Raw genomic sequence first — 23,893 nt, forward strand, 5'->3', positions numbered from 1 at the left:
CTTAACGACCGCCGCCATTGCCACCGCGCAGACTGCGTACTTTCGGATTGTGGCTCTCGAACTGCTGCCCCGTCGTAACGAACGCGTACAGATCATGAGCGAACGCATCCAGGCGGGCGAGCATCACGCGATTACGGCGCACGAACGCGTTATAGGCCAGCACAGCTGGAATAGCCACGGCCAGACCCAGCCCAGTCATAATCAGCGCTTCACCAACCGGGCCGGCAATTTTGTTGATGGTCACACCGGCCTCGGCCATGCCGATACCAATCAGCGCATGATAAACGCCCCACACGGTGCCGAACAAGCCAACAAACGGCGCGGTTGAACCGATGGAACCCAGTACGGACAAACCATTTTCGGCCTGGGCGGTTTCCTCATCAATGACTTTTTTCATACGCCGGGCGACAAATTCTGAATTGCTGCCCAATTCCGCCAGGTTGCTGGCGCCATAACGGCTATGGTGATCGCGGGCATGCAATGCCTGGTCGGCCAGGCGTGAAAACGGATCACGGGCGCCATATTTGTGCAGATCCTGGTCGACTTCGTCCAGCGACTGGGAATTCCAGAAGCGGTTCAGAAACTTGTTGCCCTTGCGTGTACCACTGATGTTGAGCAGCACTTTGACAACAATCAAATACCAGGTAACCAGTGCCATCAGCACAAGAATGCCGAACAGCGATTTGCCCACAATATCACTTTGCATCAGAAAATCAATAATGCCGGGGCTATGAGCTTCGGTGCCGGTTGTGGCTTGCGCCAGCGCGATGAATGAGGATGACAGCCAGGGGGTAGTCATGATGAATAAATTCCTTTATTGAAAAACAATAGGTATGTCGGCAATGGATTCGCGGGGAACGCCATTCTCTGTATAGGGACGGAAACGGGCGCGACGTACCGCGCTCAGGGCAGCTTCATTGAGCGAGTCATAGGGCAATGCCTGCCGCAAGGATGCGCTTTTCACCGTTCCGCCTGTCGTAATATGCACCCGCACGATGACCGTACCCGATTCGCCACGCATTCTGGCAGCGCGCGGATAGGTGGGTTTGGGTTTGACAAGGTAACTGACCGAAGAAACGACCTTGGGAGCCTGATTTACCTGCCCGCCGGACGGTCGAGTGCTTGCACCATTATTGACACCTACAGGTTTGATTGCGATATTGCGATCAATCTTGATATTGGACAGATCGTTCGCAGGCTTGGGCTTAGGTACGGGTTTAGGCTTGGACTTGGGCTTGGGCTTTGGTTTAGGCTTGGGTTTCGGTTTGGGTTCCGGTTTTGGCTCCACCACGGGCTTGGGCTCGGGTTTAAGCTCGTAAACAGGCTCCGGCACAGGCTCGGGCGGCGGAATGACTTCTTCCGGGACAGGTTCCGGTTCTGGCTCAGGTTCGGGTTCCGGCTCAGGTTCCGGCTGCACTTCGGGTTCAGGCGGCGTTGCGATCTCCTCTCCTTTCGGAGGGGGACGAACCGGCTCATCGATAAGGGTAACCATTACCGGCGAGTCTTGCGCCCTGACTACGGGCGGCGACAAATCCAGCGTTCCAAGCCAGGCAGTGCCTGACAGGATTGCCAGTGCTGCAGCCAGGCCGGTGAGCCGAAAGCCAAGGGGAACAGCCGAGGATGAATTTGATACGTTAAACATGCTCAAAATACGTGCCTTGTGCAGGCAGTTACAGCAGACAACACCCGAGGCAAAAAGCCAGACCGGGCTGAACGTCTTTGCAGGAATCAAAAAACGATTGCTATCCGCAGATCAGCCTATCATTGTAATAATAACTATTCTCATTAGCAATGAAAATTTTTAACTGGTGCAAATGAATTGCCAGGATCCCGCTTTTCTCGCCGGTCGTCCGGTTGATGGGCTGACGATACCCACCCTCTGCGCAACGATAGTACGTACGTTTATCTAAAAGCATGAATTTTGAAGATGGTTATTTTTCTTTTTATTTGTAACCAAACACATCGACTCTCTTGTTCTATGCTCATTTTGTTGTCATTCGACCACACAGGCAAAAAAATACCGCCCGAAGGCGGTATTTTTCAGGTCAGACCAAATAAATTACTTGGCTGAAACTTCTTTGGCTTGAGGTCCTTTAGGGCCTTCAGCAACCACGAAAGTCACTTCCTGGTTTTCCTGCAGTGATTTGTAGCCTGTACCGATAATGTCTGTGTGATGCACAAACAAATCTTTACCGCCTGAGGCTGGCTTGATAAAACCAAAGCCTTTCTCGTTGTTAAACCACTTTACAATTCCTGATTCTGTCGACATGTCGATTTCCTGATATATAAAAAACTGAGATAAAATCCTATCTCTTGGGACAAGACTTCAAGGACGACACATGCAAACAGTACCGCTGTAACCAGAAGCATATTTCGTTTCACCGAAGCACGGCTTCCTTTAACTTGAATATCTTATAGGTGACACTATGTCGGCAAATGCAATCTGTGTCAATGAATATTTACGCTTTTTCAACGATATAAACGTCATCAAATTTACACATTAATAAAAAAAGCCCGGGAGATACCCGGGCTTTGGTTCAGCAAATGCGCGGCTTTACCCGGCAACGTCACTATTTTCACGACTGAACACGAACTTCTCGTCCTTTACATCCACCAAAATTGTGTCGCCAGGACCAAATTCTCCCTGGAGAATTTTTTTGGCCATGCCGTTTTCCACATGTTGCTGGATTGCACGTTTCAAAGGTCTTGCTCCAAAAACCGGATCGAAGCCGCTTTTTGCCAACTGGGCCAGCGCCGCATCCGACAGATGCAGATGCATATCCTGACTGGCCAGCCGCGTTGCCAGACGATCCAGCTGAATCCGGGCAATGGAGGAAATCTGTGTGCTATCGAGTGAATGAAAGACGATCACTTCGTCAATCCGGTTCAAAAATTCGGGCCGGAAAGCCTGTTTCACATCTTCCCACACCACTTCCTTGATGGCTTCGTAAGACTCGCCCGCCATGCTCTGGATATGATGTGATCCCAGATTCGATGTCATGACAATCACCGTGTTGCGAAAATCCACCGTCCGGCCCTGACCGTCGGTCAGGCGGCCATCATCCAGCACCTGCAGCAGAACGTTGAATACATCGGGGTGCGCCTTTTCCACTTCATCCAGCAAAATTACACTGTATGGTTTGCGGCGAACGGCCTCGGTCAGATAGCCGCCTTCTTCATACCCAACGTATCCGGGCGGCGCACCAATCAATCGCGCGACGGAATGCTTCTCCATGAACTCGCTCATATCAATACGCACCAGGTGCTCGTCCGAATCGAACAGAAAACCAGCCAGCGCCTTGGTCAACTCGGTTTTACCGACACCCGTCGGACCCAGGAAAAGAAACGAACCATAAGGCCGGGACGGATCGGACAGCCCGGCACGCGAGCGACGGATGGCATCGGACACCAGCGTGACCGCTTCGTCCTGGCCTACCACGCGTTTGTGCAGATAGTCTTCCATTCCCAGCAGCTTTTCACGCTCACCCTGCATCATTTTTGATACCGGAATACCGGTGGCACGGGACACCACTTCGGCAATTTCCTCTGCACCCACCTCGGTGCGCAGCAGGCGTGGTTTGGTCTGCTGGCCGGTTTCTTCGGCTTCAGCTGCCTTCAGGCGACCTTCCAGCTCCGGCAGACGACTGTATTGCAGCTCTGCCAGCTTCTCATACTGGCCCTGACGCTGGAATTCGGCCATTTGGGCGCGAACTTTTTCGATTTCTTCCTTGATAGACTGGGCACCTTGCACCGCCGCTTTTTCGGCCTTCCAGACTTCTTCGTAATCGTTGTATTCGCGCTGCAATTTCTCAAGTTCGTCTTCGATGGTCTTGAGCCGGCGCGCAGACGCTTCGTCGGTTTCCTTGCGCACGGCTTCACGCTCGATTTTCAGCTGGATGATGCGGCGATCAAGCCTATCCATCACTTCGGGCTTGGAATCGATTTCCATGCGGATTCGGGCAGCGGCCTCGTCAATCAGGTCAATCGCCTTGTCCGGCAGAAAACGGTCGGTAATATAGCGGTTGGACAGTTCGGCCGCCGCCACAATAGCGGGGTCGGTAATATCCACCCCGTGATGCAGTTCATACCGTTCCTGCAGCCCGCGTAAAATGGCAATTGTGGATTCAACATCAGGCTCGTTGATCAGCACTTTCTGAAAGCGCCGTTCCAGCGCCGCATCTTTCTCGATGTACTTGCGGTACTCATCCAGCGTGGTTGCGCCAATGCAATGCAGCTCGCCGCGCGAGAGCGCCGGCTTGAGCATATTGCCCGCATCCATTGCGCCTTCGGCCTTGCCTGCGCCAACCATGGTGTGAATTTCATCAATGAACACAATGTTGCTGCCATCGTCCTGGGCCAGTTCCTTGAGCACGGCCTTCAGGCGTTCCTCGAATTCACCGCGATACTTGGCACCTGCCAGCAGCGCCGCCAGATCCAGCGACAGGACACGCTTGCCACGCAATGTTTCGGGCACCTCGTCGTTCACGATGCGCTGCGCCAGTCCTTCCACAATCGCCGTTTTGCCCACACCGGGTTCACCAATCAGCACCGGATTGTTTTTGGTACGCCGTTGCAGGATCTGGATCGAGCGGCGGATTTCATCGTCGCGGCCAATCACTGGGTCCAGCTTGCCCTGACGCGCTCTTTCGGTCAGATCGGTGGTGTATTTTTTGAGCGCCTGCCGGTTGCTTTCGCCTTCCTGGTCTTCAACCGCAGCCCCACCGCGAACCGCTTCGATGGCCGCTTCCAGCGCTTTTTTCTGCAGCCCGGAGTCGCGCAGAATACGGCCGGCCTGACCCTTGTCGTCGGCCAGGGCCAGCAGGAACAATTCACTTGCGATAAATGCGTCGCCACGTCGGGCTGCTTCCTTGTCGGTCGCGGTCAGCAACGCGTTCAACTCGCGGCTGATCTGCACGTTTCCATCGGATCCCTGCACTTGCGGCTGCGATTTGATTGCGCTGTCCAGCGCCGGACCGACACGATTGACCGCCACGCCGGCGCGCGCCAGCAGGCTGCCAGCGCCGCTGTCCGCATCGCTGAGCAGTGCGGATAAAACGTGGACGGGTTCAATATACTGGTTATCGTTGCGAGCAGCGAGACTCTGCGCATCTGCGAGAGCCTGCTGGAATTTTGTCGTTAATTTGTCAAATCTCATGATTCTTCCCATGTCATTCATTACGGCCGTACCACATACGGCCAGGTTGGGTAATACATAGTGACAATCACCAACATTTCAAGATATGAAACGCAGCGGTTTTTGATGCAGAGCAAAGACGAACGCCGATGGACAGTGTCCAGCCGGTACAATCCAATTTTAACCCCATCCAATGATCTGTCCATGACTCCAGGTTTTTCCAGCCTCCCGACACAGGCCAATGATCCGAGCATCCGCCCTGATGGCCCGTTGCCGCACTATGCTGTCATCGATACTTGCGTGCTGATGTCCACCATTTTGAAGAACCTGCTGCTGCGCCTGGCACAGAACAATCTGTTTGAGCCGGTATGGGCAGACTATATCGGCGAAGAATGGCGTCGCAATGCCAGCCGTGTCTGGGAGGTATCCGAAGAGGACATCGCGGCCGAGTGGCAGGCCATGCAGGACGCCTTTCCCCACGCCAATATGGGGGTGGTCAATCAATTCGAAACAGGTTTGTCCAGAAGCGATCCCAAGGACTGGCATGTCATTGCCGCCGGTCGCGCCGCGCTGTCCCTGTATCCGGGTCGTTCTGTCTGTATTCTGACTCGCAACCTGCGCGACTTCAACCGCAGCGAGTTGCGACAGTTCGGCCTCTCGCTCTATAGTCCGGATGAATTTCTGGTCAAGTGCTATGAGGCGGAACCGGATCTGCTGATGCAACTGCTGACCCTGATCCCCTCAGACGCCGCCGCCATCGGTCGACCGGCCGAACCACTGGAGGCGGTGCTCAGGCGGGAACGTCTGTTTCGCCTGAATAATCTGATTTTGCAGGATGCGAACGCCGCAGCCTGAGCAACCCGTTACATGGAGCAGAACCTGACTCATGTGCATCATCTATCTTTCCATCGCCAAAGATCCTGAGTGGCCCCTCTTTATCGCCGCCAACCGCGACGAATTTCATGCGCGGCCGGCCCTGCCCGCCGCCCCATGGGATGCCAATCCTGATATTTTTTCAGGCCTGGACCAGAGCGCCGGCGGCACCTGGCTCGGAATCAACAGAAACGGCCGCACTGCGATGCTGACCAACTTCCGGGATCCGGCAGGCTTTGACCCACAAGCACCCACACGGGGCCTGCTTGTCAGCGATTTTCTGGATGGCGATATGACAGCAGCCGAGTATGCCACGCAAGTGTGGAAGACTGCCGACCGATATAATGGCTTCAACCTGATCGTTGGCGATATCAACGCGGTGTACTACACCGGGAATCGTCAATCGGCCCCGCCGCAAAAGCTGGCGGCCGGCAGTTATATTCTGTCCAATCACCTGTTGGACACCCCCTGGCCTAAGGCTGAACGCCTGCGTAGCGGCCTGGATGCACTAACCCCGAACGGCGCGCCCGGCGCGTTGCAGCAGGTGTTTAAGCTGCTGCGCGACACCACCCCTGCCCCGGATGAAACTCTGCCCTCGACCGGCATCCCGCTGGAACGCGAGCGCCTGCTGAGCAGCCCGTTTATTATCAGCGATAACTACGGCACGCGCTGCTCATCCATTATCGCCGTCGATCAGGAGGGCGAAGCAATCTTCAGTGAGCTGACCTTTGATGCCCGGGGCTGTGAGACCGCACGCCGTGACTGGACATTCAGCATGCACCAGCCGCTGCGCTACTAAGTACGCATCACCCGTTGCTTCGCCTTTCGAGAGTACAATGGCGGGATTGTTTCTACACAACCTGCTTTTGTACGCTGAATTCATGGATCGTTTCACCCAACTGGAAAGTTTTGTCGCGGTCGCCACGCTTGGCACTTTATCGGCCGCAGCCAAGCAGCAAGGCATCGCGCCCGCCATGATGGGTCGGCGCATCGATGCACTTGAAGAACGCCTGGGCGTCAAACTGCTGATTCGCTCCACCCGCAAGCTCACGCTGACGCCCGAGGGCCATGCCTTCGTCGAAGAGGCACAGCGCATTCTCAAGGATCTGGCCGAAACCGAAAGCCAGATCACACAGGGCAAAGTCAAAATTGCCGGGCCCTTGCGTCTGACCGCGCCAGCCGGTTTCGGCCGCCAGCATGTCGCGCCGCATATTCCGGATTTTTGCCGCGATCATCCGGACATTCGAGTCACCCTCGATCTGACCGACAGAATCATCGATATGTTTGAAGAACAGTACGACTGCGCCATCCGTATTGGCGATCTGCCCGATTCGCAGCTCATTGCCGTAAAGCTGGCCGACAACCGCCGCGTCGTGGTCGCTTCGCCCGCCTATCTGGCACAGCATGGAACACCTTCCACGCCGGCAGACCTGGTCAATCACGAATGTCTTTCCTTTGGCCCGCAAGGCAGTCAGAGCAAGGGCTGGCTGTTCCGTGAAAAAGGCAATACGCAAGCATTCAAGCCAGCCGGACGCCTGGTCTGTTCAGACGGCAGTGTCCTGCATGAATGGGCGTTGAGTGGGTTCGGGTTGTCCTGGCGATCATTATGGGAGGTGCAGGCCGACCTGAATGCAGGTCGCCTGGTCACTGTCCTGGACGACTACGCAGCGCCGCCCAATGGCATCTTTGCCGTATTGCCTAACCGCAAGCACCTGCCACAGCGTACGCGCAGCTTTATCGAAATGCTCAAACAACACTACGCGACAGACAGCTACTGGGATGCGCTCCAGTCGCCCCGCACCGCTGCGGACTGAAGCGCCGTGCCGGGTCAGGGCCAACCCGGGCAGAACAAAATTATTTGCCTTCCGCCAGCACATCCTGCGGCAAATCGGTACCGTGATATTTTTTGAAGATGGTATTTAACTGACCATCTTTCAGGTTCTGCCGTACCAATTCATTGATCTTATCTTTCAACTCGGTATTGTTTTTGGCCACGCCAATACCCATTTTCGATGTTGACATGACAACCTTGATATCCAGCGCCTTGGCCGGATCTTTCTTGTTCAGCGCGGCAATAATGGACGGCGCTGTCGAAAAAATATTAGCCTGTCCGCTGGTAATCGCCGTGATGGCAGTGGCATCATTCTCGAACCGCACAATGTTGGTTCCCGGCGGCGCCAGTTTGGTCACGTTCTGATCGTTGGTCGTACCTCGCGCCGTCACAACCGTCTTTCCGACCAGGTCTTTCATATCCTTGATCGGCGCATCCTTGGGCGCACCAATCACAGACTGAATCACCGCATATGGCACTGAAAAATCAATCACCTTTGCCCGCTCCGGCGTAATCGACAGACTCGAAATCACGATATCGGCCTTGTTGGTCAGCAGAAACGGAATGCGATTGGCCTGCGTGGTCGGTACGATTTCCAGCTTCACGCCCAGCCCCTGTGCCAGCAGATTGGCGGTTTCCACATCGGAGCCGACTTCTTTCATTGTTTCATTTTTCATACCATAGGGCGGCGCATTCAGATCGATGGCAACGCGCAATACTTTCTGCTGCATTACCTGCTCCAGTGTGTTGGCACAGACCGGCGTCGTGATGCCGAAAAGTAACGTTGCACATGCGGCCACTGCGGCGGCAGGTTTCATCAATAAGGTCATGCTGGTCTCCTGATAAATATTGTTTTCAATTGCATTGATAAAATCGGCCAGGCGCGCGAACGCATGGCCTGAAACTGATTACAGGCCGTTGTCCAGAAACTGCTTCAGTTCCGGCGTTTGCGGATCGCGCAGCATTTGCGGCCCGCCCTGTTCGTGAATCTTTCCCTGATACATGTAGACGATACGATGCGCCACCTTCATGGCAAATGCCATTTCGTGCGTGACCAGCACCATCGTCATGCCCTCGCGCGCCAGCTTTTCAATCACGCGCAATACTTCACCCGTCAGTTGCGGATCCAGCGCCGAGGTCACCTCATCGAACAGCATGAGTTTCGGCCCCATCGCCAAAGACCGCGCGATGGCAACACGTTGCTGCTGGCCCCCGGACAACTGTTCCGGGTACATCCGGCTTTTCTCCTGCAACCCGACCTGCGCCAGCACTGTGTTGGCGATTTCCTGCGCCTGGCTGCGCGACATTTTCTTCACCGAGGTCAATGCAAGTGTGATATTGCGTTCGACCGTGAGATGCGGAAACAGGTTGTAGCTTTGAAAAACGATTCCCACATCCTGACGGAGCATTTTCAGATCAGATTTCGGAATATTTTCGCCAAAGGTGTGTCCGCATACGGTAACGGACCCTTTGTCGATGTGCTCCAGATGATCCATGCAGCGCAACGCCGTACTCTTGCCCGAACCGCTTTGTCCGATAATGGCAATAATTTCACCTGGCTTGACGCTCAGATCAATACCCTTGAGCACATGGTTGTCGCCAAACCATTTGTGTACATTTTCCAGGCGCACGATATCATCGGCAACCGCCGCGCCACCCACCGGCCACGCAGACGTATCCGCTACCCCATCCGGGTCAGTTGATACCGGACGATACTGACTGCCGCCGGCGGAAGATTGCTGCAAAGAAACTGCGCTCATGTCATCTCCTTGGTATATGTTTTGAAGTCAGCCTCGGGACACGTTCAGTCGACGTTCCAGTTTCAGACTCAGTCGTGACAACGGGTAGCAAATAATGAAATACAGCACGGCAGCCAGACCGAAATAGAGAAAAGGCTGGAAGGTGGCATTATTAAGAATCTTGGCGTTATAGGACAATTCGGCAAAGCCGATCACCAGAGAGGCAATCGACGTGTTCTTGACGATCTGCACCATGAAACCGACGGTTGGAGGTACAGCAATACGCAATGCCTGTGGCAAAATCACCTTGAACATGCGCTGGGTACGACTCAAACCCAGGCACTCGGCTGCTTCCCACTGATTTTTCGGCACCGACTCAATGCAACCGCGCCAGATTTCGCCCAAAAAGGCAGACGACTGTATGGTCAGCGCCAGTACCGCCGCGGTCAGGGCGGGAACCGAAGTAAAACCCAAAATGGTCGGGCCGTAAAAACACACCCCCATCAATACCAGCAAGGGTGTACCCTGAATCGCCTGGATGTAGGTAAACGCGACACCACGCGCAATTGAATTGGCCGACACACGCAACAGCGCGATCAACAGCCCCACCATACTGGCAAAGATAAAGGTCAGGATGGACAACAGAAATGTTCCCCAGGCTCCCTGCAGTAAAAAGATAAGCTGTTCATGATTCATTTCTGCCCCCTCCTCAAAGCAATGTGCCCAGGCGACGCCTGCGTACAAAAAGCACCTTGCCCAGGAGCCAGAAAAGGGCCCTGACAATCAGCGACAGGGCGAGATAGATCCCCCAGAGAATGATAAACACCTCGAAGTTGCGGAATGTCATGGACTGCACCTGACCCGAGACGCCAAACAGATCTTCGGTGCCAACAGCCGACAGTACACTGGTGACCAGCATCAACAAAATGAACTGGCTGGTAAGTGCCGGATAGACCCGCTCCAGAGCAGGTACCAGAATGATATGCCAGTACACCTGTAGCGGCGACAGCCCCAGGCATTCGCCGGCCTCGCGCTGGCTGCGCGGCACCGATTCAATACCTGCGCGCACGATCTCACAGGTGTAGGCTGTAATATTAATGACAAGTGCAAGAATCGCACCTACCAGAATTGGCATGGTCAGCCCGATGCTGGACATGCCGAAAATCAGAAAATAGCTTTGAATGATCAGCGGCGTATTACGAATGATTTCTACATAGGCACCCACGGTTTTACTCAGCCACGCAATGGATGAGCTGCGTGCAACCGCGCACAGAACGCCCAGAATAAAACCCGCCAGGGTAGACCAGAACGACATGACAACGGTCGTCCGGGCGCCTTCCAGAAAGAACTGCCAGTAGGCAAAAACCGAGTTGAAATCGAACTCATAAATCATGTCTGACCCGCTTTCATCGCAAGTAAAGGTAAGTCATCCTACACAAACTAATTGGTAAAACCACTTATAGAAAACCCTATAAATAGGGTCTTAAGTCAAAATTGGTTTGACCACCTCAAATGAATCCCCTATATTTGTTCTAATTTCAATTGCATTAAAGAAAATGACTTCAGACATATCCGATCCGTCACGCAAAGGCGCAGTCAGGTCCTACCTGCAGACCGCATCGCAGCTGCGTGCAGTGATTCATCAGTTGCAGACCGAACCGGGCGCACGCTTGCCGCCGGAACGTGAGCTGGCGCAACTTCTGGGCGTATCTCGCCCCACCCTGCGCGAAGCCCTGATCGTTCTGGAACTGCATAACGAAATCGAAATTCGCGTCGGTTCGGGTATTTATGTGACCGGCAAAGCGACAACTAAGGAGCGGCCTGCACAAAACGTTGCGTCCCCGGATACGGCTTCATTTAACCCAGCGGAAGCGGCGGATCCTGCGCAGCAGTATGGGAACGGCCACTCAGACAGCGCTCAAGTGAAACTGCCAGAACATGAACAATTCCAGCCACGCGCGGCCAGCGCCGCCCTGACCCTTCACAGCACGGCCGAGGACAGCCCCAAGGAAGTCAACCAGTTGCGCTATTTCCTGGAATCGGGCATTGCTGCCGATGCAGCCCGGTTCATGACGGCTTCCTTGCGCAAAAAACTTCGCAAAAGTCTGGCGGATATGCGCGATGCCCTGGCAGACAGCGACGCCGTTATCAATGTTCGCATGGCAGAAGCCGACAGGCTATTTCATACAACCCTGGCTCAGAGCACAGACAATCAACTCATCATTCAGACCCTGACCAGTCTGTTTGACCAGCGCTATCAGCCGATTGCCAGCACCATGCATCGCCATTTTGACGACCGCCAGGCATGGATGGCTGCCCTGCAGGAACATGAAGAAATCTGTCAGGCGATCGAGGCCGGCGATGCTCTCCAGGCCCAGGCCGCCATGCAACGCCATCTGGCTCGGGCTCACCAGCGCCTGATGACCCTGATTGGCTGAATTCCCTTTCGACATTGACACCTATATCCGGAGACTTTCCATGAAAAAAACCATACGACTGCATGCCAACGACAATGTCATTATTGCGACCGAGCAGCTGATGCAAGGCTATACCGCAGATGGCGTCACCGTTTCGGGACTGGTGCCTGCCGGGCACAAGATTGCCACCGAGGACATTCCAAAAGACAGCCCGGTACGGCGCTACAATCAGATTATCGGCAAGGCGACGCGTGATATCCGGGCCGGTCAGCATATTCATACACACAATATGACCATGATGGATTTCGAACGTGATTACGATTTCGGCTCCCACACTAAAGAGGTTACGGTCAACAATCAGGCTGACCAGTTCATGGGTTATGTCAGGCCCGATGGTCGCGTGGCCACCCGCAATTTCATCGGCATTCTGACCTCGGTCAACTGTTCGGCCACGGTAGCCAAGGCCATTGCCGATCATTTCCGTCGCGATATCAATCCCGATGCGCTTGCCGGTTTTCCTAATGTAGACGGTGTGGTTGCACTACCCCATGCGACCGGCTGTGGTCACGCCGCAGAAGGACTTTTTGTGGAAACACTGCGGCGTACACTCGTCGGCTATGCCCGGCATCCGAACTTTCATTCCGTGCTGATGGTGGGACTGGGCTGTGAATCAAACCAGATCTCGGCCATTCTTGCCTCCGGCAATTTGAAAGAAAGCGTCAACCTGCAGACCTTTACCATTCAGGATACCGGCGGCACGGCCAAAACCGTGGCCAAAGGCATTGATGTAGTCAAATCCGTGCTGCCAGCCGCCAACCAGGTTAAGCGCGAGCCAGTGTCTGCCTCGCATTTGACTGTCGGTCTGCAATGCGGTGGTTCTGACGGCTACTCCGGCATCACTGCAAACCCGGCGCTGGGCGCCGCGGTGGATCGCCTGGTGCGCGCCGGTGGTACCGCCATTTTGTCCGAAACGCCCGAAATATACGGCGCCGAGCATTTGCTGACCCAGCGCGCCGTCAGTCGCGAAGTCGGCGAAAAGTTGGTCGCCCGTATCAAATGGTGGGAAGATTATTGCGAACGCAATTTTGCGGAAATGAACAATAATCCGTCTGCAGGAAATAAGGCCGGTGGCCTGACGACGATTCTGGAAAAATCGCTGGGTGCTGTTGCCAAGGCTGGCACCACCAATTTGAATGATGTCTATGAATATGCCCAGCCTGTGACTGCCAAGGGCATGGTGTTCATGGACTCCCCGGGTTTTGACCCGGTCTCGGCTACCGGCCAGGTCGCTTCGGGTGCCAATATTATCTGTTTTACGACGGGCCGCGGCTCTGCCTACGGCTGTACGCCCTCGCCTTCCCTTAAGCTGAGCACCAACAACGCCTTGTGGGAACGTCAGGAGGAAGATATTGATATCAACTGCGGCACGGTCATTACCGGTGAAGAAACTGTCGACAGCCTGGGCGAAAAAATCTATCGCATGATGCTGGACACCGCATCCGGCACACGCACCAAAAGCGAGTTGCATGGGTACGGCCAAAATGAATTTGCACCATGGCCACTAGGCGTGACCATGTAAGCAAACCGCTCAGTCTGACCACTCCTGGCAGGCGCAACGGACAATGCCCGTACGTCCGGTTGCGCCAGTGATAAAACGCCAGAATTAAGTCGTTGCATCATCCTGCACCATGCGTTGCAAATCTTTTTTGACGATTTTCCCGTAACCCGATTTGGGCATGGAATCCCAGAAATAGTATCGGGCCGGATGCTTGTAGCGCGCCACTTTACCGTGCAGATGATGGTTCAAAGTCGCCGCATCGATCCTGTTACCCTTCTTGCAGACGACCACGGCTACACCGGCTTCTCCCCATTTGGCGTCCGGTACGCCAAATACCGCCACTTCGGATACCGCCGCGTGGGTAAGCAACACCTCTTCAATTTCTCTCGGGTACACGTTCGAGCCACCCGAAATATACATGTCCGACTGGCGACCCGTGATATACAAATAGCCCCCGGCATCCATATACCCCAGATCGCCGGTATGAAACCACCCGTACTTAAAGGCCTTTTCATTGGCAGCCTCATTGCTGTCATAGCCCATACAGACAGCTGGCCCGCGCACGCAAATCTCGCCAGTGACCCCAGCATCACAGCGCTGCCCCTCCTCGTCCAGAATGGCAATATCCATGCCTGTGCGGGCATAGCCGCAGGTGCCGACCCGGGCATCAGCCGCGTCGTCATCCTCCTGATGCATATGCGCCGGTAAAACCGTGATATTGCCCGTCACCTCGCCCAGGCCATAATATTGCACCAGTACCCTGCCCAGTTTGCGCAAGGCATGTTTCTGGTCAGCACGGTACATGGGTGCACCTGCATAGATCACGTATTTGAGCGATGAATGGTCGAAGCGATCCACTGCCGGATCCTCGGTGAGGCGTTTGACGATCGTCGGCACTGTAAACATATTGTCCACGCGATACTGCTGCACCAGTTGCCATGCCTCCTCACAATCGAGCCGTGCAGACACCGGCAGCACACTAGCCGCGCCCCGGGCGGTATTGGCGATCGCGTGAATGCCAGCACCATGCGACAGCGGCGCCACCACAAGCGAGCGTGAATAGTGATCAATGCCTGGCAGCAAATCGGCCAGGTGATTGGTTATGACAAATGCCATCTGGCCGTGCGACAAGACCCCCGCCTTGGGAAACCCGGTCGTCCCGGACGTGAAAAAAAACCACAAGGGGTCTTCGTACTCCACTTCCACCGCCTCGAAGCGGCCGTCATTTACATGTCGTTCCAGTAGCGCGTCATAATGCAATTCACTTGCGGCCGGTTCGCCAATAGCAATGACATGCCTGACGGAATCGGCCGCCTCGCAACAACGCCTGGCGTGAGTGGTGTAGCCCTCATCATAAATGACCACCGAAGCGCGGCTGGCCGACGCCAGGTAGGCGATTTCCGATTCTGTGATCCGTACATTGGTTGGAACCCAGATCGCACCCAGCTTGAACGCAACCCAGCAACTTTCAAAAAGCTGCACGTTATTGGAAGAATGAATCAGAATACGATCACCCTTGCCTACGCCAAGGCTGGCCAATCCGTGAGCAAGCGCATCGACACGCGCATTGAGCTGCGCCCAGGTGTAGCTACGATCACCCTGTATAAAACCGGGCGACTGCGCAAAGCGCTGACTGACGTCTGTCAGAAAATTACCTAAATTTTTTACCGGCTTCAGCATGACTTCATTCCAGATTATTCACCGATCACACGGGTCACACGCGCACTCAGGCGCGCTCAAGAAGACTCACATAATTGGCAACGGCCGAACCACCCATATTGAATACGCCGGCGCGATCGGCGTTTGACAGTTGCATATCGCCCGCCTGTCCGCTCAGTTGCAAAGCGGCCATCACATGCATGGATACGCCGGTTGCCCCGATCGGATGTCCTTTAGATTTGAGGCCGCCTGACGGATTAATGGGCAGGCGTCCATCCCGGGCGCAGATGCCATCCAGAATCACGCGTGCACCCTCGCCCGGGGCAGCCAGGCCCATGGCTTCATATTCAATCAGTTCAGCGATCGTAAAGCAGTCATGCGTTTCAACAAATGACAAATCGTCAAGCGTCAGTTGGCTGTCGCCCAGGGCCTGTTGCCAGGCGCGACTGGCGCCTGCAAACACAATGGGGTCGCGACGACTCAATGGCAGATAGTCATTGATCTGCGCCGTCGCCAGAAAACGAACGCGATTGGCGGGTGTGGAGACATCGTCATCGCGGCAAATAATAACGGCAGCCGCACCGTCAGACACAAGAGAACAATCGGTGCGCTTGAGCGGTCCGGCAACAAACGGATTTTTCTGCGACTCATTGCGGCAGAAGTCAAAACCGAAGTCCTTTTGCATATGCGCATAGGGATTGGCCAGCCCGTTGTGATGATTCTTGGCCGCAATCATCGCCAGCGCATCGGATTGATCGCCGTAGCGGTCAAAATATGTTTTGGCAATCACATTGCCGAACAAACCTGCAAAACCACCGGCGATGCCCGCCTCTTCTTTGGCATAAGAGCACTTGAGCAGCACATCACCGATTTCAGGGGTCGACAATTCAGACATTTTCTCAAAGCCCAGAACCAGCGCATAACGACTGCGACCGGCCGCCACTGCATTCAATGCGGAATGAATTGCTGCGGAGCCCGTCGCGCAGGCATTTTCCAGGCGGACCGCAGGCACATAACGCAACTGTGGAATGGCGTTAAAAAGCAGTGAAGATGGAAAATCCTGATACAGAAATCCGCCGTTGTAATGACCCACATGTACAGAGTCAATGTCTACTGCATCCAGTCCGGCATGTGCGATCGCCTGCTGCGCCACATCACCAATCATCTGTTCCGGATCGATGCCGTCCATTTTTCCGAATTTCGAATGGGCCCAGCCCGCGATCGATGCATCCATTGCTATTGTCTCCTCTGATTGAATCTGTTCACCACACCGTACGCAATTGGCCACACGAGCCTTTGACCACGCGAGACATTGACCGCAAGGCCCCCGCTTTAGTGGCCCGTAATTCCCGCCGCCAGAAAGCCACCATCAACGGGAATTACCTGACCATTTATGTAAGAAGCCGCCTCAGACGCAAGGAAAAGGGACACGGCCGCAATTTCCTGCGGCGTGCCGTATCGTTTCATGGGTATCGCGCCTGTAAACGCTTCCCGCGCCGCCTGCGTATGCAGCGCCTGGGTCAGTGGCGTGTCTACCGGACCAGGCGCAATGCCATTGGCCGTAATACCAAACTCCGCCAGCTCCAGCGCCATCTGGCGCGTCAGGCCGAACACTGCGGCCTTGGAGGTACCGTAAGCAGCACGACCCCAACTGGCGCGCTCCGCGCTTATCGACGCGATATTAATGATACGCCCGCCGCCCTGTCTGCGCATGAGCCGGCCCGCATGCTGCGACATCAAAAACGGCCCTGTCACATTAACCTGCATGACCTTCTCCCAGTGATCCCTGGGATAATCCAGATAGGGCACCGTTTTGGCAATCCCCGCATTGTTGACCAGGACATCACAACGACCATAATCACGATCAACATTTTCGAAAAAATGCGCAATGCTATCTGCGTCGGCCACATCCAGTTGCGCGTATCGGGCCTGCAATGACTGGTCGTTCAGCGCGCCGGCCAGTGCCTGCGAATCCGCTTCATTGACGTCCGCAATCACGGTTGTGTATCCGGCCTGCGCGAACGCCTCTACGATCGCCCGGCCGATCCCATTGCCACCTCCGGTGATGACGGCAACGGGAACGTCATGTGCGGTTGTCTCACTCATACAGCACCACCTTTATCAAATAAAAGATCAAGCCGGTCCGCTTACAGAAATCCGATAGAGAACCAGGGTACGAAAGCAATAACAAATGTCATCACAAGCAAAACGGCAAGATACAGCCACATTTTGGGAATGACACGATCAGGGTTGACTTTACTGATGGCGCTCGCCGAGTAAAAACCCACGCCCAATGGCGGCGCGAACAGGCCGATGCCCATGGCAAGGATAATCACGATGGCGTAATGCACCTCGTGAATATGCAGCGCCTGGGCGGCAGGAAAAATCAGCGGGCCAAACAGCACAATAGCCGGAATGCCTTCCAGGACACTGCCCAGCAGAACGAACAATATAATGCTGACTGTCATAAACCCGAATACGCCACCGGGAATATGCGTCATGAAATCCACCAATGTGGTCGAAAAGCCCGACTGCGTCAGCGCCCAGGCCATGGCGGTTGCCACGCCAATAATCAGCAGAATGGCGCCCGACAGTGATGTGGCCTCGACCAGCATGGGATAAATTCGGGATGTTTCCACACCGCCGGCCAGAATCTGCAGGATGACCGCATAAATAATCACATAGACAATGCCGATCGAAGCGACTTCGGTTGCCGTGGCCACGCCCTCGACCACACACACGCGGATGATCACGGGCAAAATCAGAACAGGCAGCGCCCACAGAAACGTTCGGCCGATTTCCGCCGCGGCCGCCCGTTTGAGCGTGCCCTGTTGCGCGCTGCGAGACTTCAGATAGCAGACCAGTGCGATCGCCAGCGTGCACACCAGCGCGGGAACCAGTCCGCCGATAAACAGTGCACTAATTGAGACGCCACACACCGCGCCGATTGTAATCAGAACAAGACTGGGCGGGATGGTTTCCGTCATGGCCCCGGTGGCCGACAACAGCGCCGCCAGATCATTCTCGTCCGCACCCTTGCGTTTCATTTCAGGAAACAACGCAGGCGCCACAGCCGCCATATCGGCCACCTTGGAACCAGAAATGCCTGACACCAGAAACATGGCGCCCAGCAATACGTAATTGAGTCCGCCGCGAATATGCCCTAGCACAGATGACATAAAATCAATCAGCTTGCGCGCCATGCCGCTGATCTGCAGCAGTACGCCCAAGACCACAAACAGCGGGACAGCCAGCAGCACCAGATGCGAAGCGCCTTCGTCGATCCGGGTCACCACGATAGACGGCGGGACCTCTGCAATATTAACGATATAGGCGAGTGTCGCAATACCGAAAGAAAATGCAATAGGCACCCCGCACATCACGCAGGCACCCAGGACAATGACAAAAAAGACGATCAGATTCAGGTTATCCAGATCGTACAGAAAGTCAGCGAAATACCAGAGCGCGTAGCCAACGATGGCAACGGCCAGGCATGAGGTCAGGATATCGAGCCAGCGCGAGTATGCCAGCAGGTGACTTAACGCGATAAAGGCAAAAAGACACAATCCAACCGGAATCGCAAGCGCCCTATAGCCATCGGGAATATTCAAGGCGGGCGAGGTGACGATCATCTGCCCCGACGCGTGATGAAAGCCCGGACCAATCAGATAAACGGCAAACGTCAGAATAATGACCAGGCCCAGAGTTTCAAACCAGGCCTGAGCCCGCTGCGAGAACCGCGCGACCACCGCAGTCAAGCGCATATGTTCGTGCCGGTCCAGCGCCAGCGCAGCACCGAACATGCACAGCCAGATAAAAACCGACTGCGCCAGCTCGTCTGACCAGATGATGGGCTTGTGCAAAAAGTAGCGAAAGATCACACCCGTAAACAAGAGCGTCGATTCGAACACCAGCATCAGCACCGCAAGCAACGCCACCAGCTTTAATACGGCGGTCTTGATGACCACCACGCTCCGGCTCAACAAATGAGTATTGACGCCAGCCGGCTGACTGGCGATGCTTACATTCAAGACAGAGCCCCGGTAAATTTCTCCAGCTTGCCCCAGAGTTCGTCACCGAAGGTTTTTTTCCATTCTTCGTAAAAACCAGCTTCCTTCAGCTTCCCACGGAACGCATTGGTATCGACATCGTTAAACGCCATGCCTTTGCCTTCCAGCGTCTGCTTGACGGTCAGGCTCAGTTTGGCCAGATCGTCCCGCTCGCTCAGGCTGGCACTCATGACATGCTTGCGAATAATCTCCTGCATATCCTTGGGCACCTTGGCCAGATTATCGCGGTTGGCGAGAAACCAGAACCCGTCCCACATGTGATTGGTCAGGGAAGCATACTTCTGCACCTCATACAATTTGGCTGTTTCTACCAGGGTAATCGGATTTTCCTGGCCGTCCGCAATATGCGTCTGCAACGCCGAGTACGTCTCGGCAAAGTTGATCGTTGTAGGCGAAGCGCCCAGGCCCTTGAACATGGAGGTCCAAAGCGGACTGGGGGGAACGCGCAATTTGACGCTATTGAGATCATCCGGCACTTTGATGGGTTTAGAGCTGGTGGTAATAATCCTGAATCCGTTATCCCAGATCTTGTCGAATGCCGTCAGATTGGAACTCTTTTCAATTTCCTCTCGCACTGCCGCGCCCAGTTCGCCATCCATGGCCTTCCAGACCTGGTCATAATCCTTGAACCCAAAGCCGATGCCCGAAATTTGCGTTTTAGAGATCAGCGTACCCATGATAATGGGAGAGAGGGTAAAAAAATCAACGGCGCCGGCGCGGATCTGCGACAGCGTGTCGGTATCATTACCCAACTGGCTGCTTGGATACACACGAATATCAACGGCGCCATCCGTGTCTTTCTTGATGGCCTCGACCATTTCCTTGGCGCGGATATTCATGGGGTGGGAAACGGGCAGATTATTGGCAAACTTGAGCCGGAAATCGGCACGCCGCGCAAATATCACATTTGAATAACCCAGCCCGAAAGCCGAGGCCGCGGTAACGGCAGATACCGATTTCAGAAAACTCCTGCGTTTTACAACTGCCATGGTTCCCTCCTCCAGGAAAATTTAAGCGTCGCTCTTCAATTGTCTGTCTGTTTTAAACTGCAGCCTATTACGTCGACGCCCGCCCGTCGACCTGCCTGCTTGTCTGTTGTGTGATCACATTTATGCTATCAACGCATATTGCAATTATTTAAGTGATTTTTCAACAGGGGTATGCCCGAATAGCCCAAAAAGAATGCTCCTGCCCGTGTCAGGAACCCGCATTCGCAACAAAGCCAGAGGTCTGTACCTGCTCGCCTGAATCGAACATGAGCGTGCGTTGCGGCCAGCGCAGCGCGGCCAGGCGCGTCTGGCCGGGCGCCATGACGCCTTTACGTTCCAGAAAACGCGCACCCACGCAATAATCTACGCAAAAAACATTCCTGCGCGCCCCATGCCAGGCAAACGGCGCGATACCGGCAAACAAATCGCGGCCACGCGCCAGCGCATCCGATTTGGACTCCGACTGAGGGTTGCGCCAATAATGACCGATCAGCACCGGCACGGGGTCCGTATAACTATCCCACCAGCGCACCCGTTGGACAAAACGCCACTCACCGCCACTGAAAAACGCATCGCTATCTGGCGCTTCGACGCCGGACGTCAACACCCTCACCGGATTGGCCATCTGCCGCAGTTCGCGCATATAGGCCGTCGCCTTCAGAAACGGGACTGCCTGTGATTGATCAGACACATGCACACGCCAGCGCTGCTGCTCGGCGACATAGTCCTGGAAAAAACGATCCCGTTCCATCACAGCGCTGGTGTGCTGCTCACGTTCATTGAAAAACTGCAAAAGAGAGGGAAACGGTCCCGCAGCCAGCGCCTGGGCCGATGCGGTATGCCAGCCTGCGTGTACAACCCGCAGTTCTGCATTGCAGGCGATGATGGGCAGGCGGGCGAAAAAATCCAGAATGGGCTGGCGCTCGGCTTTCGTGATACTGCGCACCACACCGAATTTCTCGTCGCCTTTAGATGTCTCGTTCCAGAACCAGCTATTTCCGTCCTTGCGCTGTCCACGCAATATATTCAACTCGTGATTGCCCAGAATACAGACGGCATTGCCGAGATTGACCAGGTTTTGCACCATTCTGATCACAGCCGGGCTGTCCGGCCCACGATCACACAGGTCTCCGACAAAAACCAATTTGCGTCCTTCGGGATGCCTGCCGGCAGCGTCATACCCAAGATGCTCCACCAACTGGCACAAGGCCTCAAATTCTCCATGAATATCGCCGACAATATCCAGTTGACCGGATGGAAGGGACGCAATGGCCTGATAACTCGAAAGCGTGCTCATTCTGCAATGTTGCCTGTAGAAGAAAAACAATGAGGCTATTGTACCGGGTCGATTGGATTTCCCTTTTGCTCACAACACGGCACATGACGCCGACAAATGTAACACATTGATACCCTGCGTAACCCTTAAGAAAGGTTTTCGCCCTCTTCCTGTGTTTAACTGAACATTCACGGACCTCAAAAAGGAAAGACAATGAAAGTGAAAGGCATGACTACAGGTGCAATAATCGTTTCGTTGGCCGCCCTGGCAGGATGTGGGATGCATGGGTCAAACGACCGCTACTCTCACCGCGACCGCTCCGACTACCAGCAAGACCGTCCGGGATACAACAGAACAGACAACAATCAACGACCCGGCATGGATGGTCGACATGATGGACGGTGGAACAGCAGCGACAAAAATAATCGCGAACGCGATTGGCAGAATCACAATCGCGATGGTAGCTGGGACAATCGCTCCAACCGATCCTGATTTATCGGCGGGCATGGTGGCACAAAGAAGCTGGTATGCCTGCCTGCAAGCGCACCCGACAGTCGGTATTTACAACTATTAAACTGGCCAGCGCCGAAACGAGCTGAAGCTATTTTGCCCTTTCCGGGCCACCGGCGGGTAACCCATTGAAATTGCGGTAACCATTCAGCAAATCTATCTGTTGACTGTTCAAATAATATGGATAGCGTGACTAACCTGTGTTCGGGGGTACGATATGAAACTACTTAGCACAACCGCCATTTTTCTATCACTTATTCTGTTGTCGGGTTGCATTATTCATGATCATGGGCGCGGTGGGCGCTGGAATGATCGCGATGGTTATGGCTATCGTGATCGTCATCACTATTCAGATTATGGCCACTACGGACGTGGTCGTCATCGCTGGTAGGTGGAAGATCCGGGAGCCTGGCTCCCGGCCTTCTGACGACGTGCTCGAATACTGAGCCTTTATCGCTTATTTTTTATAAAAATGACGGCCGAGCACCAGTCCGATCGCGGCTGCGCCAAGCAACGCGCCCAGCGGATTACTTCGAGTACCATCGACGATGCAATCAACAAATGAATTGACCGCATAGGAAGCCGAACCGGATGCCTGGCGCACCCTGCCCTCGGCCTGCATTTCGGGATCGTCAAGTACATCGCCCAGGGCAGACTGCCCTTTTCCTACCATTTCTTCTGCTTTGCTTTTGATCGTGTTCGCACTGGTCATTCGATTCACCTTTTAAGCGGAAAAATAGAGGCGCTTTATCCGCAGATTGAGTAAAAATGCCTCATGCCTTATCTTTAACATAGACCGGCCAACATTAGGACGAATTTATCGATTTTTCCTTTAAAAACCGTTCCTTGTCGTTCTACGGCCAGCACAAATGCGAATCATATTTATGGAATATCCCCAAGGATGAGAAGATAAGTGCAAAAAAACAGGCCGACTCGCCCTGATTCCTGGCAACAGTCGGCCTGTTATGACAATCACCGGTTTATTTATCTGCCGGCGTATTTCCTGCTCCCGTGACACGCAGCGTAACCCTGCGATTTGGTGCGAAGCAGGCAATCAGAGCAGTCTTGCCCATCCGTCTGTCGCATTGTGCATACGCGGTTGTTGCGCCAGCGCCCCGAGTGGTCATCCGCTCCATCGGGATGCCCTGACTTCCAAGGTACTGCCGGACCGTTTGTGCCCGCCGCTGCGACAAGGCACGGTTGTAGGCGTCCGAACCTAGCGGATCGGTATAACCGGTGATTTCGATCGACTCGACCGTTCCGATCTGTCCAATCCGACGGACCAGGTTGTCCAGTCTGGCACGTCCGGTTGACGTCAAGTTTCGCAAATCCGATTTATCGAAAGCGAACACCCCGTCGGTATCCAGGTCGAACTGCCGGATTTTTTTTGATTGCCCAAGTGTACAAATTTCATTGGGTTCACCGACAGCGCGCATAAAGAAGCTCTGGGCACGATAGTGTTCATCGAACAACACCTTGAACTGGCAGGTCGCAACGCTATTTTTACCATTTTTAGGCGTGTGAAAATGGAACAGGTAGTCCCATTCCTTGACTCCAAAGAAGCCTTCCTGAAAATGCGGACGGCCAAGCAGGTAATACAACTGGTCCTTGGTCATGCCCGCTTTGACCTCGTTTAGGGAATCGCGATTAGGGAACGTGCCCTGTTTATCATTAAATGTCACGTTCTGCGGGTCCGGAAACACGGGTGTGTCCGTCGTACCGTTGGAGGTAACATGACTGAGCGAGCCGCATCCGCTCAGCACCATGGCGGCAACAAGGGCGCTCGCCGACATTACACTTTTACGTATCGAATATTTCATAATCATCCAAATTCTTC

23 protein-coding genes are annotated in these 23,893 nt (G+C 54.5%); 7 read left to right on the top strand and 16 right to left on the bottom strand.

Translation table 11 applies throughout. The features are described from left to right. Position 1: 1 nt before the first annotated feature. The 4 genes from W822_RS38390 to clpB all read right to left on the bottom strand — a co-directional run bounded on the left by W822_RS38390 (position 2) and on the right by clpB (position 5,155). Complete coding sequence (locus W822_RS38390; RefSeq protein ID WP_024006020.1) at positions 2-799, bottom strand: MotA/TolQ/ExbB proton channel family protein; 798 nt, start codon at positions 797-799, stop codon at positions 2-4. A gap of 15 nt (positions 800-814) precedes the next feature. Further along, positions 815-1,642, bottom strand: coding sequence for an energy transducer TonB (locus W822_RS38395; RefSeq protein WP_024006021.1), 828 nt, complete (start codon positions 1,640-1,642; stop codon positions 815-817). Positions 1,643-2,059: 417 nt separating this feature from the next. Next, positions 2,060-2,269 carry a cold-shock protein gene (locus W822_RS38400; protein WP_014750808.1) on the bottom strand — a complete coding sequence of 70 codons (210 nt, stop codon included), beginning with the start codon at positions 2,267-2,269 and terminating at the stop codon, positions 2,060-2,062. A gap of 285 nt (positions 2,270-2,554) precedes the next feature. Next, positions 2,555-5,155, bottom strand: a complete 2,601-nt coding sequence (gene clpB, locus W822_RS38405; protein WP_024006023.1) for an ATP-dependent chaperone ClpB — start codon at positions 5,153-5,155, stop codon at positions 2,555-2,557. A 183-nt stretch (positions 5,156-5,338) separates the two neighbouring features. Between clpB and W822_RS38410 the strand changes: the two genes are divergently transcribed. The 3 genes from W822_RS38410 to W822_RS38420 all read left to right on the top strand — a co-directional run bounded on the left by W822_RS38410 (position 5,339) and on the right by W822_RS38420 (position 7,821). Continuing rightward, positions 5,339-5,989: a PIN domain-containing protein gene (locus W822_RS38410; protein WP_081724405.1), complete on the top strand. Its 651-nt coding sequence runs from the start codon at positions 5,339-5,341 to the stop codon at positions 5,987-5,989. A 31-nt stretch (positions 5,990-6,020) separates the two neighbouring features. Continuing rightward, positions 6,021-6,806 (top strand): NRDE family protein, encoded by a 786-nt coding sequence (locus tag W822_RS38415; RefSeq protein WP_024006025.1) that lies wholly within the window; start codon positions 6,021-6,023, stop codon positions 6,804-6,806. Positions 6,807-6,888: 82 nt separating this feature from the next. Continuing rightward, positions 6,889-7,821: a LysR family transcriptional regulator gene (locus W822_RS38420; protein ID WP_024006026.1), complete on the top strand. Its 933-nt coding sequence runs from the start codon at positions 6,889-6,891 to the stop codon at positions 7,819-7,821. A gap of 40 nt (positions 7,822-7,861) precedes the next feature. On the opposite strand, the gene W822_RS38425 is transcribed toward W822_RS38420, so the two are convergent. From W822_RS38425 to W822_RS38440, 4 genes are all read right to left on the bottom strand, one after another. Continuing rightward, on the bottom strand, positions 7,862-8,668 hold the full coding sequence (locus tag W822_RS38425) for a transporter substrate-binding domain-containing protein (RefSeq protein ID WP_024006027.1): 807 nt from the start codon (positions 8,666-8,668) through the stop codon (positions 7,862-7,864). Between the two features lie 78 nt (positions 8,669-8,746). Beyond that, positions 8,747-9,598, bottom strand: a complete 852-nt coding sequence (locus W822_RS38430) for an amino acid ABC transporter ATP-binding protein (protein ID WP_081724406.1) — start codon at positions 9,596-9,598, stop codon at positions 8,747-8,749. 27 nt (positions 9,599-9,625) lie between these two features. Next, positions 9,626-10,273: an amino acid ABC transporter permease gene (locus W822_RS38435; protein ID WP_024006029.1), complete on the bottom strand. Its 648-nt coding sequence runs from the start codon at positions 10,271-10,273 to the stop codon at positions 9,626-9,628. Positions 10,274-10,286: 13 nt separating this feature from the next. Further along, positions 10,287-10,970 carry an amino acid ABC transporter permease gene (locus tag W822_RS38440; protein WP_024006030.1) on the bottom strand — a complete coding sequence of 228 codons (684 nt, stop codon included), beginning with the start codon at positions 10,968-10,970 and terminating at the stop codon, positions 10,287-10,289. Between the two features lie 163 nt (positions 10,971-11,133). Between W822_RS38440 and W822_RS46515 the strand changes: the two genes are divergently transcribed. Then, a complete protein-coding gene (locus W822_RS46515) occupies positions 11,134-12,015 on the top strand; it encodes a FadR/GntR family transcriptional regulator (RefSeq protein ID WP_024006031.1) in 882 nt (293 codons plus the stop codon). Positions 12,016-12,055: 40 nt separating this feature from the next. Beyond that, positions 12,056-13,573 carry a UxaA family hydrolase gene (locus tag W822_RS38450; protein ID WP_024006032.1) on the top strand — a complete coding sequence of 506 codons (1,518 nt, stop codon included), beginning with the start codon at positions 12,056-12,058 and terminating at the stop codon, positions 13,571-13,573. An 84-nt stretch (positions 13,574-13,657) separates the two neighbouring features. Here W822_RS38450 and W822_RS38455 read toward each other — a convergent pair whose 3' ends face one another. The 6 genes from W822_RS38455 to W822_RS38480 form a co-directional block, all read right to left on the bottom strand. Beyond that, positions 13,658-15,232 (bottom strand): acyl-CoA synthetase, encoded by a 1,575-nt coding sequence (locus W822_RS38455; protein ID WP_024006033.1) that lies wholly within the window; start codon positions 15,230-15,232, stop codon positions 13,658-13,660. Between the two features lie 46 nt (positions 15,233-15,278). Next, positions 15,279-16,445 carry an acetyl-CoA acetyltransferase gene (locus W822_RS38460; RefSeq protein ID WP_024006034.1) on the bottom strand — a complete coding sequence of 389 codons (1,167 nt, stop codon included), beginning with the start codon at positions 16,443-16,445 and terminating at the stop codon, positions 15,279-15,281. A 98-nt stretch (positions 16,446-16,543) separates the two neighbouring features. Then, complete coding sequence (locus W822_RS38465; protein ID WP_024006035.1) at positions 16,544-17,317, bottom strand: SDR family NAD(P)-dependent oxidoreductase; 774 nt, start codon at positions 17,315-17,317, stop codon at positions 16,544-16,546. A 41-nt stretch (positions 17,318-17,358) separates the two neighbouring features. After that, a complete protein-coding gene (locus W822_RS38470; protein ID WP_024006036.1) occupies positions 17,359-19,242 on the bottom strand; it encodes a TRAP transporter large permease in 1,884 nt (627 codons plus the stop codon). Further along, positions 19,239-20,270, bottom strand: coding sequence for a TRAP transporter substrate-binding protein (locus W822_RS38475; RefSeq protein WP_024006037.1), 1,032 nt, complete (start codon positions 20,268-20,270; stop codon positions 19,239-19,241). The genes W822_RS38470 and W822_RS38475 overlap by 4 nt, the downstream gene beginning before the upstream one ends. Positions 20,271-20,478: 208 nt before the next feature. Beyond that, positions 20,479-21,567 (bottom strand): metallophosphoesterase, encoded by a 1,089-nt coding sequence (locus tag W822_RS38480; RefSeq protein ID WP_024006038.1) that lies wholly within the window; start codon positions 21,565-21,567, stop codon positions 20,479-20,481. A 262-nt stretch (positions 21,568-21,829) separates the two neighbouring features. Here W822_RS38480 and W822_RS38485 point away from each other — a divergent pair, with 262 nt between their 5' ends. Next, on the top strand, positions 21,830-22,120 hold the full coding sequence (locus W822_RS38485; RefSeq protein WP_024006039.1) for a hypothetical protein: 291 nt from the start codon (positions 21,830-21,832) through the stop codon (positions 22,118-22,120). A 153-nt stretch (positions 22,121-22,273) separates the two neighbouring features. Further along, positions 22,274-22,447, top strand: a complete 174-nt coding sequence (locus tag W822_RS46355) for a hypothetical protein (RefSeq protein WP_155848159.1) — start codon at positions 22,274-22,276, stop codon at positions 22,445-22,447. A 66-nt stretch (positions 22,448-22,513) separates the two neighbouring features. Here the strand turns inward: W822_RS46355 and W822_RS38490 are convergent, their stop codons facing one another. Then, positions 22,514-22,768, bottom strand: a complete 255-nt coding sequence (locus W822_RS38490; protein ID WP_024006041.1) for a CsbD family protein — start codon at positions 22,766-22,768, stop codon at positions 22,514-22,516. A gap of 268 nt (positions 22,769-23,036) precedes the next feature. Next, positions 23,037-23,876, bottom strand: coding sequence for an outer membrane protein assembly factor BamE domain-containing protein (gene bamE / locus W822_RS38495; RefSeq protein ID WP_024006042.1), 840 nt, complete (start codon positions 23,874-23,876; stop codon positions 23,037-23,039). Between the last annotated feature and the right edge of the window lie 17 nt (positions 23,877-23,893).

The organism is Advenella kashmirensis W13003 (assembly GCF_000506985.1).
Lineage (GTDB): Bacteria > Pseudomonadota > Gammaproteobacteria > Burkholderiales > Burkholderiaceae_B > Advenella > Advenella kashmirensis_A.